Annotated in this window: 16 protein-coding genes; 14 read left to right on the top strand and 2 right to left on the bottom strand. The window is 48.0% G+C overall.

Features of this window, described 5'->3' with window-relative positions:
• Nucleotides 1-56 precede the first annotated feature (56 nt).
• The 14 genes from L0156_17260 (at nucleotide 57) to L0156_17195 (ending at nucleotide 17,802) form a co-directional block, all read left to right on the top strand.
• Nucleotides 57-1,388: an amidohydrolase family protein gene (locus L0156_17260; protein ID MCI0604738.1), complete on the top strand. Its 1,332-nt coding sequence runs from the start codon at nucleotides 57-59 to the stop codon at nucleotides 1,386-1,388.
• Between the two features lie 10 nt (nucleotides 1,389-1,398).
• Nucleotides 1,399-1,929 carry a histidine phosphatase family protein gene (locus L0156_17255; protein MCI0604737.1) on the top strand — a complete coding sequence of 177 codons (531 nt, stop codon included), beginning with the start codon at nucleotides 1,399-1,401 and terminating at the stop codon, nucleotides 1,927-1,929.
• A gap of 437 nt (nucleotides 1,930-2,366) precedes the next feature.
• The gene (locus L0156_17250; GenBank protein MCI0604736.1) at nucleotides 2,367-2,735 is read left to right on the top strand and encodes a LytTR family transcriptional regulator; all 369 of its coding nucleotides are present in this window, start codon (nucleotides 2,367-2,369) and stop codon (nucleotides 2,733-2,735) included.
• Nucleotides 2,736-3,050: 315 nt separating this feature from the next.
• Nucleotides 3,051-6,008 carry a TonB-dependent receptor gene (locus L0156_17245; GenBank protein ID MCI0604735.1) on the top strand — a complete coding sequence of 986 codons (2,958 nt, stop codon included), beginning with the start codon at nucleotides 3,051-3,053 and terminating at the stop codon, nucleotides 6,006-6,008.
• A gap of 169 nt (nucleotides 6,009-6,177) precedes the next feature.
• Nucleotides 6,178-6,528 (top strand): WD40 domain-containing protein, encoded by a 351-nt coding sequence (locus L0156_17240; protein MCI0604734.1) that lies wholly within the window; start codon nucleotides 6,178-6,180, stop codon nucleotides 6,526-6,528.
• Nucleotides 6,440-7,198: a hypothetical protein gene (locus L0156_17235; protein MCI0604733.1), complete on the top strand. Its 759-nt coding sequence runs from the start codon at nucleotides 6,440-6,442 to the stop codon at nucleotides 7,196-7,198. Before L0156_17240 ends, L0156_17235 begins: the two co-directional genes overlap by 89 nt.
• Nucleotides 7,152-8,756: a caspase family protein gene (locus L0156_17230; GenBank protein MCI0604732.1), complete on the top strand. Its 1,605-nt coding sequence runs from the start codon at nucleotides 7,152-7,154 to the stop codon at nucleotides 8,754-8,756. Before L0156_17235 ends, L0156_17230 begins: the two co-directional genes overlap by 47 nt.
• A 3-nt stretch (nucleotides 8,757-8,759) precedes the next feature.
• Nucleotides 8,760-10,364: a serine/threonine-protein kinase gene (locus tag L0156_17225; protein ID MCI0604731.1), complete on the top strand. Its 1,605-nt coding sequence runs from the start codon at nucleotides 8,760-8,762 to the stop codon at nucleotides 10,362-10,364.
• A complete protein-coding gene (locus tag L0156_17220; GenBank protein ID MCI0604730.1) occupies nucleotides 10,365-11,273 on the top strand; it encodes a DUF4384 domain-containing protein in 909 nt (302 codons plus the stop codon).
• 20 nt (nucleotides 11,274-11,293) lie between these two features.
• Nucleotides 11,294-12,271 (top strand): UDP-glucose 4-epimerase GalE, encoded by a 978-nt coding sequence (gene galE / locus L0156_17215; protein ID MCI0604729.1) that lies wholly within the window; start codon nucleotides 11,294-11,296, stop codon nucleotides 12,269-12,271.
• Between the two features lie 243 nt (nucleotides 12,272-12,514).
• Entirely contained in the window at nucleotides 12,515-13,600 is a 1,086-nt protein-coding gene (purM, locus tag L0156_17210) for a phosphoribosylformylglycinamidine cyclo-ligase (protein ID MCI0604728.1), read from the top strand.
• Nucleotides 13,597-15,618, top strand: coding sequence for a M28 family peptidase (locus L0156_17205; protein MCI0604727.1), 2,022 nt, complete (start codon nucleotides 13,597-13,599; stop codon nucleotides 15,616-15,618). The genes purM and L0156_17205 overlap by 4 nt, the downstream gene beginning before the upstream one ends.
• Before the next feature lie 22 nt (nucleotides 15,619-15,640).
• Nucleotides 15,641-16,573, top strand: a complete 933-nt coding sequence (locus L0156_17200) for a GDP-L-fucose synthase (GenBank protein MCI0604726.1) — start codon at nucleotides 15,641-15,643, stop codon at nucleotides 16,571-16,573.
• A gap of 14 nt (nucleotides 16,574-16,587) precedes the next feature.
• Nucleotides 16,588-17,802 carry a glycosyltransferase family 4 protein gene (locus L0156_17195; GenBank protein MCI0604725.1) on the top strand — a complete coding sequence of 405 codons (1,215 nt, stop codon included), beginning with the start codon at nucleotides 16,588-16,590 and terminating at the stop codon, nucleotides 17,800-17,802.
• Here L0156_17195 and L0156_17190 read toward each other — a convergent pair.
• Nucleotides 17,759-20,062: a hypothetical protein gene (locus L0156_17190; GenBank protein MCI0604724.1), complete on the bottom strand. Its 2,304-nt coding sequence runs from the start codon at nucleotides 20,060-20,062 to the stop codon at nucleotides 17,759-17,761. The two genes, L0156_17195 and L0156_17190, sit on opposite strands and share 44 nt — an antisense overlap.
• Nucleotides 20,016-20,753, bottom strand: a complete 738-nt coding sequence (locus tag L0156_17185) for a glycosyltransferase family 2 protein (protein ID MCI0604723.1) — start codon at nucleotides 20,751-20,753, stop codon at nucleotides 20,016-20,018. Before L0156_17185 ends, L0156_17190 begins: the two co-directional genes overlap by 47 nt.
• Between the last annotated feature and the right edge of the window lie 19 nt (nucleotides 20,754-20,772).

Here is a 20,772-nt window from a genome sequence, read left to right as displayed (position 1 = left end):
CGCAGGCGAGACGCCCGCGCTACTTTGTTCTAAAATGGCACAGGAGGTAATTGAAATTGAAACCACTCCTCTGTCTTCTTCTTACTTTTCTTTTTCTAGCAACCGCATCCGCGCAACAATTCAAAGCGCTGGTGGGCGGAACGTTAATTGACGGTTATGGCGGCAAACCGATCCGGAATAGCGTAATCCTTATCGAAGGGGAACGAATCAAAGCAATCGGACAGGTTGGTACGTTGCCTGTGCCAGAGGGCGCTGAAATTATTTCTACGGAAGGTATGTCCGTTTTGCCGGGTTTGTGGGACATGCATGTCCATCTGGACATCAACGGTCACGCGAATTACGAACACTGGGACAAAACGTATCCACCACAATATGAATCCGTAATCATGCCTGCTTCCGCGAAACAATTGCTACTGGCCGGCGTGACCAGTGTGCGTGATCTCGGCGCGCCTTTGCGTGAGAGTATTGTCGTGCGGGAGGCAATCAAATCGGGCAAAATTCCCGGACCTAATTTGTACGTGTCCGGTCCCTTTATTCAACACGAACCCTATCCTGGAACTGAATTCTTTCGCTGGGGAGTTAAAGGTGTGTCCGATGCGCGCGCAAAAATCAGGCAGCTGGCCGTAGCCGGTGTGGACATGATTAAGCTGATCGATCAGGATCAGATGACCATGGAAGAAGTGAATGCCGTTGTTGATGAAGCGCACAAACATTCGCTTCCCGTGGTTGCTCATTCACACCGGCCGGAAGAAATTCGCAGAGGCCTGCAAGTGGGTGTGGATTGTTTCGAACACACCGGACTGGCTTCCGCGCCCGAATATCCCTCCGATATCATATCGATGATTCGCGAACGAACGGCAAAAATGAATCTTGGTCCTTTGTTCTGGACTCCCACAGTCGAAGGCTTATTGAACTACGAATCGATTCGGGATAATCCGGAAGAATTAGACGATCCTTCCTGGCAGGAAGGATTGCCGCAGGAAATCATTCAGGATATTCGCGATTCCATCCTGCACCCTGAGCGTCTGCCCTATTTTCAAATAACACCGAACCGGCGACCAACTCTTTCACGAAAATTCCATCAGCTTATGGAATCGGGTGTTGTGCTACTGATCGGCACGGACAGTGGCATTCCCATGAATTTTCACAGTCAATCAACCTGGAAAGAACTGGACGCATGGGTGAACACATTCAAAGTGGATCCTATGTATGCCATTCGCGCCGCAACATATTGGCCTTCTCTTGCCATGAAAGTCGAAAAAGATTTCGGAACCATTTCTGAAGGCAAATATGCGGACATCATTGCGGTACGCGGAGACGTACTGCGTCACATCAATCTGTTGCAAGATGTGGATATCGTCCTTAAGCATGGGACGCGCTATAAATAAGGAGAGTCACGTGAAACGAATTACATTACTGATTGTTCTTTTTTATTTTCTTTTGAGTGGCGCTGCATTCGGGAAACAAAAACTCACAACCGTCCTTCTCGTTCGACATGCCGAAAAGGTCGTAACCTCCGGAGACGATCCTCCACTGTCGCCTCAAGGCGTCGCAAGAGCGGAGCTTCTGGTGCGCATGTTCGAAAACTCAGGCTTGAATGCAATCTACACGTCGCAATTCGCACGAACGAGATTGACCGGTGAACCGCTTGCGAAACGCTTGCGCATTTCCCTGGAAACGGTAGATGCGGGAACTACGAATAAGTTAGTAGCATCGATTTTGTCGAAGCATTCTGGCGGAACCGTTCTCGTGGTGGGTCACAGCAATACTTTGCCCGAGATTATTGAGGCGCTGGGAGGCGGCGAGGTCCAGGAGATTGACGATTCGGATTATGACAACCTGTATGTCGTAACAGTGTTCGGAAATGGGATTGCGAAAGTGGTGCGTACGAAATTCTTTGTTACAGGTGAAGAACAGGTTTGTAAATAATTCAAACCGCCAAGACGCTATGGCACCAACGTCAAAATATTTTTAGTTTTTTCTTGACGTTCTTGGCGCCTTGGCGGTTGAGCTTAAAAAAAATGGCGATCTGTGGGGAAGATCGCCATCTTCTCTTTCACAATGAAAGAGCCATGAGAGAGGAGTTAACGACTCTATCAGACACCAGGTGTTCATTTCCGCACAAGCTGAAAAGGAGGGATAAAGTTTTCATTCTTTAGAACTATCTTTTCTTCCTCCCAAAAAATTTTTCAAATTTACACAACCTTTTGCTTTTCATTTTCGTCTTAATGTTTAGTCCTCATGGCTCCTTCATTACGAAGGAGAAGGGCGGCTTCTGAAATGGAGTCGCCCTTTTTTGTGGCAGTCGCCTCATTCTTTTGGAGGATGTGGATTTGAAATCAAGAGGGGACAATAAGAAGAAGAAAATGAAAAGACTCTTGATTCGCTCTAGTGGAAGCTTGTTGTTTGTGAATCAGGAAGAAATTCACTGGATTGAGGCCAAAGGAAAATACAGTCATCTTCATTGTGAAGGGAATTATTATCCGGTGCGCGCCGGTATCCAGACTCTGGAGGGGGAATTGGATCCTGAATCGTTTATTCGGATCCATCGCTCCTATATCGTGAACGTCGATTCGATTCGGGAATTGAAACCATGGTTGAAAGGTGAATATCACGTGATCCTTAGTGACGGCACAGAACTGACCTGGAGCCGGAATTACAAAGACCGCTTCTACGAGTTTGTTGACAAGCTCGCACTCACACTCCCCGCCCGCAAATCTAATAAAGTAGATTAATTCAACACAGAGACACAGAGGCACAGAGATTAGAAAAATGTTTTTCTCTGTGTCTCTGCGCCTCTGTGTTAAGTTAAAACTCCAATAAGCTGAATTATCGCTCGTTGTGGCGAATCCGGGATTGAACCGTACGAAACAAGGCTCCACAGTTCCACAATCGGATACGAAAGGTACTTTACACGGTTCCAATTGAAGAACCACTCACTCCTGTTTGGAAATGAATGTGCCAACGAGACCGACGAGAAATTGATGGCACGACTCTTGCGAAAAGGAGGTCGTTCTTGAACACACATTAACTCTCATTAGGAGGAGCGTATGAAGCTTAAAATATTCCTCGTAGCAATTGCGCTTCTAGCACTTGCTGTAGCTCCTGTGATGGCACAAGTTTCTACCAGAGCAGGATCGATTTACGGCAAAGTAATAGATGAAAAGGGGGCCCCTCTGCCCGGCGTGACTGTTACATTGGAATCAAATGAGATTCAGCCGCAAACTGCGACGACCGGTCCAACCGGTGGTTTTCGTTTTGCGAACCTTCCTCCCGGTATCTACTCTGCAACCTTCGGTATCGAAGGATTTACGGAAGTTAGACAGGAGGAAATTCGGGTAAGTGTTGGCGGTGGAGTCCAATTGGACATCACATTGAGACCAACCTTAACCGAAGAGTTCGTGGTTGTGGCGGAAACACCCGTTGTCGATACAAAGAAAACGGGTAATGAATCTACTTTCAATCGTGAGTATCTGGACAAAGTACCTTCGGGACGCGATCCCTGGGTCATTATTGAGCAGACTCCCGGAGTCGACAATGATCGCGTAAACATTGCCGGTTCCGAATCCGGTCAGCAGACCGGCTTCTTTGCGCGCGGCGCAGCCGATACAGATAACGGCTGGAACTATGACGGTGTCAACGCAACAGATCCTTTATCCCTGGGAGCTTCCCCCACTTACTATGATTTCGACGCCTTTGAAGAAATCCAGATTCAAAGTGGCGGCATGGATGCTTCCGTGGGATCGAAAGGTGTTGTTGTTAACCTCGTTACAAAACGTGCTGGAAATAAGTGGGAAGCAAACGCTTCTTACTATTTTGTAAACGATTCTCTTCAGAGTGATAACACACCTGATGAGTTGATCGAACTTGGTGTGCTTCGTTCGAACAGAATCGATCAGGTTTATGACGTGGGTTTCGATATCGGCGGTCCTGTTGTAAAAGACAGACTCTTTGCATGGGGCGCCTGGCGTAGAAACCAGATCGATTTGTTCACAAGAGTGACGAATCCTTTTACCGGACAATCACTCAGTGACAAAACGAAGTTAACGGATCTGAATTTCAAAGTGAATTTCAATGCAAACTCCGCAAACGAATCTCAATTTGGATACTTTGACGGAGCCAAGGAAAAAGATGGTCGTGGTTTCGATCCGCCGACTCAAGCGGAAGAAACATTGTGGCAACAGGGAAGCCCCGGAACGATCCTGGAAGGGATCTGGACCGCTCAGCATACCTTCATTCCCAATGATCACACGATCATCAATGGCCGCTATGGCTACATTGGATTAAGCTTTGAACTCGCTCCCAATGGTGGAAACTGTGCACCCAGTACACCTTGCGAAATTCCGATGATCTATCTAGCCAGCATTCCGCATTGGGAAGATACATCTTTTAACGTGAGCCCGATTGATCGTCCGTCCCATGATTTCAATGCTGACGTGAACTGGTTCAGAGAGAGCTGGTTGGGTGGCGATCACGAGTTCAAGTTTGGATTCGAATACAAGGCTTCCGAAGGTCATACATTCAGCAGCTATGGAAATGGCGCGTTGATTGTTGATTACGGCCAGACCGTAGCGAATGGTCCATTGACCTACGGAGCTATCTATGCTCAGCGCTTCCTTAATGGCACGATGAATTATTACCGTGCCAGTGGATACGTGACTGATACATGGCGCATGGATCGGTTGACGCTGAACCTCGGCTTCCGTGTGGATAGCGCGTCCGGTGAAAACCAGGCGTCATCCATTCCGGCACCCGGCGGATTCGAACAGTTCATTTCCGGCGTAGATTTTGCAGGAAATGACCGGAGTGATGTATACACAGACATTTCTCCGCGGTTAGGAGCAACGTACGATATTAGCGGCGATGGCAGGACCATTGTTCGCGGCAACTATGCCCGCTATTACGATGGTTATGTCCCGTTCTACGATCAGTACGCCAATCCAACCTATGTTTATAACGGTGTGATTCTTTATTACACGAACCTGAACGGCGACCGTCTGATTGATCCTAACGAGATCGACTCAGTTGGTGGGTATTATGGTGGCGCACGTCCTGGCCCATTCACTCAGGAAGGATTCGATGAGTTCACCAAAATCGGTAATATTGAATCTGCTGTTACCGACGAATTTGTTGTCGGTTTCGAACGTGAAGTTGTCAAGGATCTTGCTGCGTACGTTTCCTTTACACATCGCACGTATGATAACTTCACTCAGGTAGTTCCGTTTGGTGTAACTGCTGAGGATTACGCTCCAGCCGGAGTATTTACTTTCAATCATCCGGTGACCGGGCAAGTTTCCATTCCTTTCAGCGATATCACCTTCGAACACGATGGCTCCCAACTGCTGAAAACAATTGATGGCTATACGCAAACCTACAATGGTGTTGACCTTGGAATCAGGAAGCGTATGAGCAACAATTTCATGTTGAACGCTTTCGTCACGTTGCAACGCCAGAAGGCGCACTATGATGGTGGCGATTCTTTCTTCGTTGTGACCGGTGATGGAATTGCTTCGCGCGCAGTCTATGCCGATCCGACACTCGTCAGCTTCTACGACGAGCAGCCGTATGCATTTGCAAGCGGCGGCAGCGGTAAGACTGGTGTGTTCCCGTTCGCTGAATGGACTTTCCGCGCAAGCGGTATCTATCAGTTCCCGTGGGACCTCAGCGCAGGCGGGTTCGTCCGTTATCAGCAGGGCTTCCCCCAACCGTTGTTTGCACAGATTTCTTCCGGAAATCTGTTGAACTTCTACGGTGATGCAAGGTTGATCCTGCTCGAACCCATCGGAGAACGTCGTTACGACAACCTCTTCACACTCGATCTTAATGTTCAGAAGGTGTTTGAACTTTCCAATTACGGTCGCGTTACATTGGCTTTGGACGTGTTTAACGTTACCAATTCGAACACAGTTGTCCAAAGACAACGACGCGTTACTACTGCAACCTTCAACGACCTGCAGGAGAATCTTTCTCCACGCGCGGTCCGTTTAGGGTTCAAGTACAGTTTCTAAAACCTCTTCCACACAAAGGGGCGATGCATTGCATCGCCCCTTTATTTTTTTTTATTCCTGCGGCACAAGTACTCTTTTTCAGTACAATAGAGAATGTAGCGCGTACGTTTCGTCTGCGCAGTTCCGCAGGCGGGACGCCCGCGCTACGTTGAGCTGAGGGGTGGGTAACATGCGACCTTCTAAATTCCATTGGATAGCACTCTTTCTTTTGATTGGTACGCTTTTAGAAGCTGCAGATACAAGACCCGAGCTCGTTTTACAGACCGGCCATACCGGTTCCATTTTGACTCTTACCATCAGTCCTGATGGACGTTGGCTCGTTTCGGGTGGACAGGATTCCACAGTCAAAATGGAGCGTTCTCAGCAAATCTTCCTTCAAGGGATCTTTTCCGAAGGAGCTTGCATTTGGACTGGATGGTTCCTGGTTGGCAATGAAGATCAAAAACGAAATCAGAATCATAGAAGTGAAAACTGGAACGATCCTGCGAAGTTTCACGATTGGAGAAATCGCGGCAATTGATGCGAGTCTCTTTGATGTGTCCGGCCGGTATTTTGCGATGGGTGGGAGGGCAGCTTCTGCAACACCCTCAATGTTTGACGTCATAGCGATGCCTGGAGGTATGCAGATGCCGCAAATGTCAGGCGGAAAGATGGATAAGAAACAAATGAAAGAGCTGCAGAAGCAAATGGAGAAGATGCAAAAAGAAATGGCCAAGAGCTTGAGTGGGGAGAAGGCCATGCCACAGCAATCTCCGTATGAGATTAAGATTTTCGACCTGCAGAACGGAAATCAGATCCAAACCATTGCAACGGAAAAGCGTCAGGTTGAACAAAAAGAAGGTGAAGTTCATATTGCGGGTTTTGGGGATGAGGAAACGCACCGAATGATTTTCAGCAAAGATGGAACTCTGATGGCAATTGAAGATACGGATCAGATGTTTCCTTCCGTAAAGATTTACGAGATAGCAACAGGCCGTCGAATTTCAACGATCAGGGTCAGCAATGATCCGGTTCAAACCGATAATACCAGTCCGATGTCAATGTTCGGGTCCCCCAATCGTGTCCACCCTGTTTTTGCTTTTAGTCCGGATCGTTCTCTGATCGCGATCAGCTCGCAGGACCCGGGTTATATGGTGCATTTTTATGAAACGAATACAGGAAAAACATTTGAGAACATTGCCGCACAATAATCGCATTGATGCGCTGGCCTTTACAGTGGACGGAAAGTTTCTTATCAGCTTGATTCGGGATGGAAGCCGGTCGATCTGCGATTTATCCAATGGAACTTTGCGTGCGACCTTGATGGAGTTCCCCGGTTTGCATTACACGACCGAATGGCTGGTTGCAACACCGGACGGCCTTTTTGACGGCTCGCCGGGGGCCTGGAATCAAATCCTTTGGAGATTTTCCCAAAACACTTTCGATTTAGCGCCGGTGGAAACCTTCTTTAATGAGTTTTACTATCCGGGCCTGTTTTCTGAAGTTTTTGCGGCCACCCCGCCACAAGCGCCCCGTGACATTTCGAAACTGGACCGGAGGCAACCGGTTGTTAAGATCAGCTCTCAATCGAAGGGGGATTCCCGCAATGCCATCGTTCAAATTGAGGTAAAGGAAGCGGCGGCAGATGCGCAAAATCCCAAAGGAAGCGGGGCGCAGGACGTTCGGCTTTTTCGAAACGGATCTCTCGTGAAGGCGTGGCGCGGAGATGTTTTGCAAGGGCAACCTGGAAAAACACTGGAAACAACATTGCCGTTAGTTGCCGGTGAAAATCGACTCGTGGCTTACGCTTTTAATCACGATGATGTGAAGAGTATGGACGGCTATCTTAAGATAAAGGGCGGTGAAAATCTGAAGCGAAAAGGCGTTGTATACATTGTGGCAATCGGTATCAATGAGTACGCGAATGCGGATTTTAATCTTAAATTTGCTGTTGCGGATGCGCAGGTATTCAGTGAGAACCTTAAACAGTCTCAAACACGGCTGGCGGAATTTGAAAAAGTGGAAGTGATTTCATTGTTCGATCAACAAGCGACTAAATCCAACATTCTTTCCGCGCTGAAAGCTTTTGGAGAAGGAGTTCGGCGCGCGGAACCGGAGGACGCTCTGATCGTCTATTATGCCGGCCATGGAACCGCTGACAAGGCGCATTTCTATATGGTTCCGCATGACCTTGGGTATACTGGATCACGGGCTCAAATGGATGATATCGCTTTTCAAAGCATGATTCAGCAGGCAATCTCAGATGAAGAACTGGAAGAGATTCTGGAAACCGTGGGCGCAAGCCAGACTTTGCTGGTCATTGATGCGTGCAATTCCGGACAGGCGCTGGAATCGCAGGAAAAAAGGCGCGGTCCGATGAACGCGAAAGGTCTTGCTCAACTTGCGTATGAAAAAGGAATGTACATTCTTGCTGCGTCGCAGGGTTATCAGGCAGCTCTCGAAGCTGCAAGGCTGGGCCATGGCTATCTTACTTATGCGCTGATCGAAGAAGGAATCAAGACTTTGTCCGCTGACAATTCTCCGCAGGATGGCCAGGTATTCGCTCAGGAATGGTTGAACTATGCTGCTCAACGTGTTCCGGAAATGCAATCGGAAAAGATGCAAGAGGCAAGATTGCTCAAGCATGAAATTGCGTTTGTGGATGGCGAAGAAAGCATTCAAAACTTCCGGCTTCGAACGGTGCAGCAACCGCGAGTGTTCTACCGCCGCGGATTGGAATATGATCCCTTCCTTATATTAAAGCAATAAGAAATGACAGATTCGGAGCAGACGTTTGCGTTTTCGGAAACGCCCAAATATGGCCAGCTGATCAAGAACCGGTACAAGCTGCAGCAAGAACTGGGCAAGGGTGGAATGGGCGTAGTGTATCTGGCTCATGACACACAGCTGCACAACCGGCCTGTTGTAATCAAAGTACTGAGGGATGCAGCGGCCGAAGATTGGCTCACGAAAAAATTCCGGCAGGAGATTGAAGCGCTTGTCCGCATCGAACACCCTGGAGTTGTGGGAATTTTTGATACAGGCGAGATGCCCAATGGCCAGTTATTCGTGGTCATGCAGTTTGTAGAAGGTGTGAATCTGCGATCGGTACTCACCCGCCAGGAGAATCATCTCAATTTCGATGAGGCTGCTCGCATCATTGATCAGGTGGGGCGGGCGCTGACAGCGGCGCACGACAAGGGCGTGCTTCACTGCGATCTAAAACCGGAGAATATTATGCTGCAAATGCCGCATCCGGGTGAGGAGATTGTGAAGCTCATTGATTTTGGAATAGCGAAAATTCGTGACTCCAACGTTACTTCTGCTGAGCCAACCAAAATAGCCGGAACGATGGAATACATGGCGCCCGAGCAGTTGACCGGCACACCCACGACAGCGAGCGATATTTTTTCTCTGGGTATAGTCGCTTATGAAATGCTTACCGGAAAAAAACCTTTTCCAGCTCAGAATCTTTTTCAGTTAGTGGAAATGCATCGCACAGGAGTCAAGGAACCGCCAAAGAATCTGCGCCCGGAGCTCCCGGAAACCGCACAGGCCGTGATTTTAAAAGCTCTTTCCTTTGATCCCGACAAGAGATATAAACGTGCCCGCGATTTTGGTGAACAATTGCAAAGGGCTTTGCGTCAGGACTCAAACGTAGCGCCGACTGCGCGATTAGAAGAGCGGGTTTCGGGAGCGAAGACAAAAGACACTGGAATTCCCGGCAGAAAAATTTCCAGAGTTGGAATTGCATTAAATTTATTGCTGGTCGTAGTGGCAGTTCTGATTGCATTTTGGGCATTTCGTTCCTCAGATAAGCCGGCTCCCATAATTCCTTCTCCTGCTCCATTGCCTGAAATCACTTTGAACTATCACATGATGTTACAGGAAACGGATGATGCTAAACCTTTTCGCCTGCCAAAAGAGGTTCTCTTCAAAAAAGGTCATCGTATCCAGTTGTTCGTGACGGCCCCGAAATCCGGGTATCTGTACTTGATGAATGAGGGACCAGGAGGATTTATTGTCCTTTTTCCATCCACATTGAACAACAATGGGTCTGCGCATCTGATGCAGAACCAGGAAATCAAGATTCCCGGGAAAGACTGGTTCATATTTGATGAAGAACAGGGAACAGAGAAAATCTGGATGGTGTTCTCTCCGAAGCTGGTTCCCGAACTGGAATCCGTCAAAAGTGTCGCCAATCCTGAAAAATTCGGATCCATCACGGATCTTGCAATGATCCGGACGGTTACGACCTTCTTCCAAAATCATTCACCGGACAAAACAGAATCGAAAAGAGACTTCGAAAAAAATCAAACTCTATTGAAAGCTAAAGGAGATCTATTACTTTACCAATTGTTGCTGGAGCATCATTAAATGAAACAGAACTTATTGTTCTTGATTGTTTTTATTCTTTTTTCTATTTCGATTGCGGCAGCGGAAGATGAAACGCGCAGAATCTGGGCCGAAGCTTTTATCAAAAAAGAGGAGAAGCCACCGGTCAAAAAAGAGGAGCAAGCTGCTCCGGCCAAAAAGACGAAACCGGCTCCAGCTTCGAAGCCGAACAAAAAGCCTGAATACAAAGTTACAACTCCGGAAGTAGTGACAGAGAATGTTGCGCAAGAAAGTGTTGTCGGAATTACGATCTGGCGTTTTCGTCCTGCTGAAGAGGATGAAGCCGGCATTTTGATCGGCAACGAGCGGCTCTCCGCGGAACGGGTGGAAGGGAACAGGATACTCTCGAAAGGAGATCGTGTGCGAATCGCAATCGAAGCAGCGCGGGACGGATATCTTTACGTGTTGAATCGTGAGCAATACAGGGATGGCACAACCGGTGAACCTTACTTGATATTTCCAACCGCTCGTCTCACCAGTGGATATAACCGCACGACGCTTGGCCGAATGATTGTGATTCCCGGTGAAAGTGACAAGCCGCCCTACTTTACATTAACTCCGGGCCGACCCGATCAGATTGCCGAAATACTCAGCGTCTTTATCACACCAGAGCCGCTGCAAGAATTGAATATCGGCAATCAGCCAGCGCGAATTTCTGCCGCGCAAGTTGCCACGTGGGAGAAGCAATGGGGAAAGGCGGTCGGGCGCTTGGAGCTGGAAGGCGGAGCTGGTTCAACATTGACCTCTGTCGAACAACAGGCCGGTGAGGGAAGTCGACTGCTAAAGCATACAGATCCTGCTCCACAATCTCTTTATTACAATCCGGATTTAAAATCGTCCGATCCTGTTTTTGTAAACGTAAATCTTCAATATGAACCCGCGATAGAGTGAAGAAATTAAGGGGGAGTGCGATGCGTGTGCTGGTAACCGGAGGGGCTGGATATATAGGAAGCGTTATCACGGAAGAATTGCTGAATGCCGGCCACGAAGTGACGGTTCTTGATAATCTTAGCAAAGGGCATCGAAATGCGGTGTGTTCGGGTGCGTACTTTGTGCAAGGTGAATTGCTCGACCGGAATGTTGTGCGAAAAACGTTACAAGATCGCAAAATCGAAGCGGTGATTCATATGGCTGCTTTCTCCCTGGTGGGAGAATCGATGCAAAAGCCACGAGATTATTACGGGAACAATGTTGAAGCGAGCGTGGCTTTGTTGAATACCATGTGCGATTGCGGCGTTAACAATCTTGTTTTTTCTTCAACCGCTGCGGTGTACGGGGAGCCTTCGAAACAACCAATTGAGGAAAACGATCCTGCACAGCCGACAAACCCTTACGGGGAAACGAAACTAACCTTTGAAAAGATGCTGCAATGGTACAGTGAATTGTATGGGTTTAAATACACGAGCCTTCGCTATTTTAATGCCGCGGGAGCCACAGAACTGAATGGGGAAGTTCACGTTCCCGAAACGCATCTCATCCCTGCAGTCTTGCAAGTTGCCCAGGGAAAGAAATCCTCTGTGGATGTTTTTGGGGATGATTATCCCACGCGGGATGGCACCTGTGTTCGCGATTATATTCATGTAATTGATCTGGCAAGAGCTCACATTCTGGCTTTGGATGCTGAGCATACGAAGAATTCCATTTTTAATCTGGGTTGCGGTGGAGAAGGTTACAGCGTAAAAGAAGTTCTGGATACGGCGCGCAAAATCACAGGCCATCCAATTCCATCGCGGATTACCGAACGCCGGCCCGGAGATCCTTCGGTGCTCATTGCCTCTTCGGACCGAATTCAAAAAGAGCTTGGATGGAAACCGCAATTTCAGGATTTGAACTCGATTATTGATTCCGCGTGGAAGTGGATGGTAGCGCATCCGAATGGGTACGCTTAATTCTTCACAGATTCAACGTAGTGGCAGAGCATTTTCCATCCAGCGCACATGAATAGTTTGGAGTCTAAACTAGAATTTTGCTTGAAATTCTGTATCGGCACAAAATGCTCTGCTTATATTTCAAAACTGCTGCAGAGCATTTGCTGTAATGATGATTTGTTCATGCTAGTCGATGTGTCTTGGAAGTAGTGAATCTGTTCGAGCAGAATAGCAAATGCTCTGCCACTACGCTAAAATGACTGGATGCTGGATTACAAATCCGCGGGCGTTGACGCGCAAAAAAAGGAAGACAGTTTAAGTCGCCTTTTAGAGCATGTAACCCGAACGTTTTCCTTGAATCTGTGCCGTCCTCTGCTTCCGATCGGCTATTTTGCAAACGTAATTGATCTTCGCCCTCTGGGTTACCCTCTCGGCATTGCCTTTTCCACAGATGGTGTAGGAACCAAATTGCTGGTTGCTGAAGCCATGGATAAGTACGACACTGTCGGAATTGATTGTGTCGCGATGAACGTCAACGACATCCTGTGCGTGGGGGCGACCCCTGTTTCCATGGTCGATTACATCGCGGTCAGTGAAGCAAACGCCAAACTGTTAGAGCAGGTCGCCCGGGGACTGTACGCGGGATGCGAAATGGCCGGCGTCAATCTTTCCGGTGGTGAAATTGCTCAAGTGGCTGGATTGCTTGCGCAAAAACCGGGAAAAATCAGTTTTGACATTGTTGGAACAGCAATCGGCACTGTTGATCCGGACAAAATTGTAATCGGGCAGCACTTGAACGATGGAGATATTCTAATCGGCCTGGAAAGCAATGGCCTTCACAGCAATGGATATACTCTTGCCCGCAAGATCTGTTTCGAAGCGAATCATTTTTCTGTTCATCAGTATGTCGAAGAGTTCGGAAAAACGCTTGGTGAGGAATTGCTTCGGCCCACAAGAATCTACGTGAAAGAAATCCTGGAGATGATGAAGAAGGCGGAGATAAAAGGACTCTTCCATATCACTGGCGATGGTTTATTTAATTTGATTCGCACGGCGGCGCCCGTGGGTTACCGCATCGAAAAATTTCCTGATCCCCCTCCCATCTTCCGTTTTCTACAGCAAGCGGGCCGCATCTCGAACGAGGAAATGTTCCGCGTATTCAACATGGGCATTGGTTTTGCTGTTGTTACTTCTGATGATTCAGCGCAATATAACAGGATCACTGAAATCGCAGGCCGCGCGGGTTACGCTGCGCACAAACTGGGATATGTAATCGCTGATCCGGCTCGCACCATTACCATTGAACCGTTCGGAATTGTCGGGCGTTCGGGTTCTTTTCAGCATCAGTGACGCGATCCAGAATTCTTTCCTTCCTGATTCTCTGCGTGATCTCTGCCTGCGTCTACTTCTTTTTTTTCCGGAAAAGCAATGCTCTGGATAACTACGCGAATGATCTCGAAGACCTGATCATTCGTGAGAGTATTGCAGCAAATATGAAGGTTTTTGCGGCAAAACCGCATCGGGCCGGCACACCTGAAAATCACGCAGTAGGCCATAGGATAATGAAAGAGTTGCAATCGAGTGGCGCTACAGTTTCAACCACCGAATATTCCGTTGAACTCCCGGAACCAGGAAGCGGTTCCCTTTTCCTGACTGCTCCAGACGCGCAGGAAATTCCGTATTCGGAAAAGGTTTTTCAGCAAGACCCCTATACAACACTTTCAGGTCAGGAAAAGCCGTATTTTGCTTACATTCCGGACAGCGATATCGAAGGAGAAATTATCTACGCAAACTACGGAGACCGAGCGGATTATGAATATCTGAAACAACAAGGCATTTCTGTTGCCGGGAAGATTGCGCTTGTGCGGGCGCAGGGGAGCTGCCGTGGGATGAAACAGATGATTGCGGAGGAAGAGGGATTATCAGGGCTTTTGTTATTTCCGGAACCGAAAGATCACGGTTTTAGAAAACAACCCTATCCGGGTGGCCCCGGCCTTCATTCGCTGGTAGCTCAGCGAGGTTCCATGCTCAAATTCTTTGTATATCCAGGCGACCCATTTACGGCAGTAAAAGATGAAAGAGAACCAACATTACCGACTGTAGCGGCACTGCCGGTTACGACCGAGGCGGCGGAGCTTCTTTTTCAAAGACTGGACGGAATCTCGAACTCTGCCTGGAAAGGCTGGTTGTCCAATTCCTACCCGATCGGGCCCGGACCGGCTCGTGTGAGAATTCAGTATCAAAGCCGCCGTGAATCGAAAAAGATACGGAATATTTTCGGAAGGATAGAAGGTACTAATACGTTAGAACCAGCGCTGATGGTGAGTTGTCATTATGATGCATGGATCTATGGCGCCTCTGACCCTGGGTCCGGTACGGCCGCGGTGCTCGAAACGGCGAAAGCGTTGTTGCAGTTGCGAAAGAACGGCTGGAAACCAAAACGGGACATCCTGTTCGCTTTTTGGGATGCCGAAGAATATGGAATGATCGGCTCTACAAATTGGGTTCACCATCACTTGCCACAAGCCCGCGGTGGAATTGCCAATCTGCTTTTTGTGGACTCCGTTCGCGGACCGGTTTTTTCGGCAACTCTTCTTCCCGGGCTCCGCGGATTGCTGGACGACGTCTTGAAATACTGCACGGATCCCAATACAGGGAAATCGGTTCTCGAATTCCATACACAGTACGACATGCCGGGTTTCAGCGATGACACCATACCTTTTTCTAATCTGGCAGGAGTGCCACTGGGACAGCTCAATTACGGAATCCACTATCCGATGTACCATTCGATCTACGACAACCTTACGTGGATGGAACGATTCGGCGATCCTGGATATTCTTACGCAGCCAATCTTTCACGTATCTTAGCTTTGTATGCAATCAGGCTGACCAATGAAGATCGCCTTCCCTTCCGTTTTTCAGAATTTGCAACTCACTATGAGAAACAACTATCCAAGGTACTTCTGGAAAATATGCAAGGAAAGGAACAGACCGCACAAATCAACGAATTGATTGCAACAGTGAAAGAAGTTGGCGCACTTGGCGCAAAATTGGAGACAGATGATATCCGCAGGATTTCCGCCGAGAATCGAAAAAGAATGAACACTTTTTTGCTCCAGGCGAGTTTGAGTTTTACGGAAGAGCCAGGTAAAACAACGGTTCCTTTCCGTTACAGGAATGTTGTTGCGGGACCCTCCCCTGACAATGAATGCGCGGGAATTGAATTACCTGGATTGAATCGTGCGCTTCGCCAAAACAGCAAGGAGCGATTGCATCACGAAATGGACCGGCTTCACGAGGCGTTCCTGAAATCGAAAGAATACCTTCAGCAAGCAGTTTCAGTTCTTGATTCCAGAAGTGGTCGATGAGAATTGCAGATATAATAATGCCATGAACCTGGCTGGCAAGCGGGTAACTGTCACAGGTGGGGGAGGTTTTCTTGGGTCTTTTGTAGTGGAACAGCTTCAAAAAAAAGGCTGTGCAAATGTTTTCGTGCCACGCAGCAAAGAGTACGACCTCCGAGAAGCGAGTTCCTTAATTCGATTATTTGAAGATGCCAAACCGGATGTGTTAATTCATCTTGCAGGTGTGGTGGGAGGCATTGGCGCGAATCGCGCGCACCCGGCTCGGTTTTTTTACGATAGTGCGATTATGGGAATTCAAATCATTGAATATGCGCGCCGGTATCAGGTCGAAAAGATGGTTTGCATCGGCACGGTCTGTTCCTATCCCAAATTCACGCCGGTTCCGTTCCAGGAACAAAATTTATGGGCCGGCTATCCCGAAGAGACCAATGCTCCCTATGGTCTGGCGAAAAAGATGCTTTTGGTTCAGCTGCAAGCTTACCGGCGGGAATTCGAATTTCCCGGCATTTATCTAATTCCCGTAAATCTCTATGGGCCTCGTGACAATTTTGATCTCGAAACTTCCCATGTAATTCCCGCTTTGATTCGTAAATGCGCAGAGGCCAAAACTCAATCCTTGCCGAGTGTCACCGTCTGGGGAACAGGAAGAGCAACACGCGAATTCCTGTATGTTGAAGATGCCGCTCAAGGAATCATTGCTGCTACAGAGGCCTATTCGAAAACTGAACCGGTCAATCTGGGTTCAGGCGGAGAAATCAGCATTCGGGAGCTGGTTGATTTGATTAAGGAAGCAGTTGGCTTTGAAGGATCGGTGCAATGGGATGATACCAAACCGGATGGGCAACCGCGGCGTTGTTTAGATACAAGCCGGGCATTTGAAGAATTCGGCTGGCGCTCCAAAACCTCCTTCCGCGATGGGATCACAAAAACGATCCGCTGGTATCTATCGCAGTTATAAGTCAGTGAAAAGGGATGGACTACTATCAACCCACCTCCTTCGGGCAAAAAATTCAGAAAGTTTTCAGGCTATACAAAATTCTTTTCTTGAAAGACTTATCACCCGCAACACCGGTCACTCAAAAATGTTTTGCTCTAATGATGGTGGTCCCTTCCGTCGATCGAGTAGGTGGATACGAGCGCCAGGCGCTTGAGCTTTCCCAGTCTTTAACAGAAACAGGAAATCTTGTGAGCATCGTGAGCCATCCCGCCGGAAGTTTCCCTAAACGCGAATTTCGAAACGGTTTTCTTGTTCATCGTTTGGAAGGCTCAGGCATAACCCTGTTTTTTCGACTGGCTTTGTTTCTATTTGCGAAGAGAAAACGCTTTGACATGCTTCATGCACACGGTGTCACGGGTTTTTCGTTGATCGCTGCGAGATTGGCTGCGCTTCTGGGCCGGCCAGTGTGTTTAAAGCCCGCAACGCGCGATGATTTGAACACAATTGTTTCGAAATCCTCGTTGAAGCATCGTTTTTATAAACGATGGTTGAAAAGGATTGATCATTGGATCGTAATCAGCAGGGAACTGAAGGAGGAGCTTGCGTCCTGTAATGTTCCCGAAAGCAAAATTCATTGCGTCCCCAATTTTGTGAACAGTGTGAAATTTACGAAAGCCTCGCCCGAAAGGAGAGAAGTTCTCAGGAAACGATTCTCCATTCCCTCAAATCAGGTCGTTTTTCTTTTTTTGGGAAGACTTGAAAAACGAAAAGGAGTCGATTACCTCCTGGAAGCGTGGAGAATGGATCCTTGCGGGATTTTGTGGATCGTGGGTTCGGGATCTGAAGAGGAGCGTCTGAAAAAACAGGCTGAGAGTCAGGGGCTGCCTAACATTCAATTTCATGGCAGCACTCTAAAGCCCCTGGATTACTATCAGGCAGCAAATGTGTTTGTACTCCCTTCCATAAAAGAAGGGTTTCCGAATGTTTTGCTGGAAGCTATGAGCTGCGGCCTTCCGTGCATCGCAACTGAAATCGGCGGAGTGGTCGATTTGCTCCAACAGGATCAACAGGGCCTGCTTGTGGAAACTGCGGCGATTGAACCTTTGAGTAAAGCATTGCGCAGGGCTGCGGATTCGCGGGCGGACCGGATGCGATGGAGCATGAGTGCGATGCAGACTGTGCGTGACAAGTATGACCGGTCGCAAGTCACCGCGCAGTATTTGCAGCTTTATTCTCAATGGTTGCGATGACTTTCTGGAGGTTACGTATCTCTTCCTGGATGCTTTGATTGGCCTGACCCAATGTGATTGCTTTTTGTTGCATCTCCAGCGCTTCTCGAAAATGTCCAAACTGTCGCAAGACAAACCCGTAAGAGTAATAGGAAATCGCGGACTGCTCTTGTCGCGCAAGCTCTCCAAACAGTTTGAGAATCTCTTTTTCCATGAATACAGGATCCGCGCGCACAGACATCGCTCTTCTGTAGTGTTTTGCTGCTTCGGAGTATTCTCCTGACTCACTTAATGCCGCAGCCAGGTAAATAAATCCTTTCCGAAATTCCGGAAGCATCGCTGTCACATAGCGGAATTGCTGAACTGCAGCGGCCGGATTCGAAGTCTCAAGATATGCCTTCCCGAGAAAAAATGCAGCATCGATGTCATCAAAATATCGTAATAATTGCTGTTTGTATTTGTTCTGTCCCGTTAAAGCGGCAAGATAGGCGAGTGAGGAAGGATCTCCCGGCGAATTCTGAATGGCTTCCAGCAATGTTGTTATGGCTTGCCGGCGTTGATTATTCTTGATCTCGCATCTGGCAATATAAAAGCGTAACTCGGAGGATTGATAATCGTCTCTTTTGAGCCGGTAACCCGCCCTGTAAAGTTCGTTAAGAATCTTTCTGGCATCACCGATTTTGTTCGCTTCAATCAGCAATACAGCTTTATCCATGAGCAGGGCAGGATCGTCTTGGCGGGAAAAGGTCAAGGCTGTTTGTTCGTAGCCATTCTCTCCGAATGGAAGATTCGCGGGCCGTCGCGAATCCAAAAACCACGGAGCTATAGCAAGCGCAAGCGACGAACTCCGCGCGGCGTCCAGGAGTTTCCCTTGATTGCGTAAACTGTAAGCGTCAACCAACCGGCGATTGGATTGTCTAATGTTGTCCCATAGATGCTTCTCTTCTCTCATCAAATCGGTAGGTAAGGATAAAGGCAGGAAAAGCAGTGCCGCTGGAATCACAAGCCACAGCTTTTTCTTTGCAATGATAGATTCAAGCATTCCGCAGGCAAAGAGAATGAATAGAAAGAGGATGGAGATTCTCTGCCGCGCCGATACGTAGATGGAAAGCATAAAGAAGAACTGGCTAAAAAATACCGCATAAAAAATGAGATATCGTTTCCATTGTGCGCTCAAAACGATCATCCCGAGTAACGCGAGAGCGGACACGAATGCAAAGGGAGTTGCGAGTACCCATGTTCGCTTGATTTCTATTTCTGCTAAATAAGCGTTCGCGAGATCGTGCCATTGAAAAGCATGAAAAAAATGTAAGATTTTCGTTGCAAGCAAGGAAATTGTTCGTGAGGGATGGTCTATCAGGAAATGGATAGACTTGCTGGTCCAGTAAGAGTTTACTTCAGGTAAAGTAAGATCTCTGCCGGTGATGCGCCTTGCGAAATCACGGTATAGCTGATGGTGATAATCAGGTTGGCGCGCGTATTGATCGGACAGCTGGTTCAAAACGGGTGGATAAACCGAGCTCATTCCCCAGGAATTTGGGTTATTTCCTTCATACAGCGCGGTTCCCGGGTTCATAACAAACGGGGAGAAGTATCCAACGACTGCCGCGTTACGAATCCAGAGACCAACAAGGCAGCAAAGCGAAGACACAAAAAAAAGGAGAGTTTTTTTGCGCCAGCTTGTGTCGATGGAGTTTACTTTGTAGAAAAAGGGAACAGCAAGAAGCACAGGAACAAAATTTGGTCTGGTAAGAATGCCCATTCCGAAACAGAGTCCGCCCCACAGTGCTGCTCTGGCGGTCTGAAGAGAAATGAGATAAGTTGCTGCAACGATCCAGAGCAGAACAACCGGTTCCGGCTCGGAAGTGTGTGTGTAAACCATTAAACTGCGATCCAGAATGAAAGCGCCTATTCCCGCGACTGCAATAGTGGTGCGGACGTATCGACATAAGAGTTGATACAGGAGAGCAGCTGATGCTGCAACACAAAAGATCTGAATCCACAAGAGGAAAGCCTGTGGCACCTTGAGCTTGACCAGAAGCACATGGAAATACAAATACAGAGGGCTGAAATCCAGGATCCTTTCGCCAATCAATTTGTTTTGAAGGAAAAGCTCAGCAGCATGCCAGTATTTTACGAATGGGATGGACTGAATCTGAGAAAGAACAAAAGAGTGAATCAAAATGCTGGAGATTCCAACAAGGAGCATCTGGCCGCGCCGGCTCATATACGTGTCAGGAATAGTAACCCATTGCCATCCGGTAACGGATCCTGAGAACATCTTGTAATACTTCCAGGTTGTGGATGGCTCGCACTCTGCTGTCTAAAACATTCCTCCACGTCACGGGAACTTCCGCTACTTTCAAACCATGAGCAAGGGCGACAGCAAGCATTTCCATATCAAACGCAAACCCATCCACGGTGAGTCTGGGTAGAATTATTTTAAGCGCTTCCGCCTTGTACAGTTTAAATCCGCATTGAGTATCTGTATAAGGAAGAAGCAAGAGGCTTTGAACAATCGCATTTCCAATCTTTCCCGTTACCTGGCGCAATAAGGATTGGCGAATCTCTACATTCGAACCAGGAACGCCCCTGCTGCCAAACGCAACATCAAAACCATTGTGAATACAGTGAAGCAATTTTTGAACTTCTTCGATCGGCGTTGAAAAATCAACATCGGAGAAAAGCACCAGATCTCCCGTTGCTGCCTCCATCCCTGTCCGTACAGCTCTGCCTTTCCCAAGATTCCGTTCGTGCCGCAAAATCCTTACATGCGGATTTTGCTTCTCATAGTCAAGCAGCCGAAGAAACGTTCCATCTGTGCTGCCATCGTCTACGTAGAGGATTTCTACGGTTCGGAAGATACTTCTAATATATTCGAAAGCGTGACCATGAGAGTCCAGACGCTTTTCTTCATTGTACGCGGGAATCACAAGCGAGAGCGTGCTGGCAACCTTGTCCGGACGATCCATATGCGGTTCATTTGACCGG

It is taken from the genome of bacterium, assembly GCA_022616075.1.
Lineage (GTDB): Bacteria > Acidobacteriota > HRBIN11 > JAKEFK01 > JAKEFK01 > JAKEFK01.
Note: the sequence above shows the minus strand (reverse complement) of the source record. Positions and strands in the feature narration are given on the sequence as shown.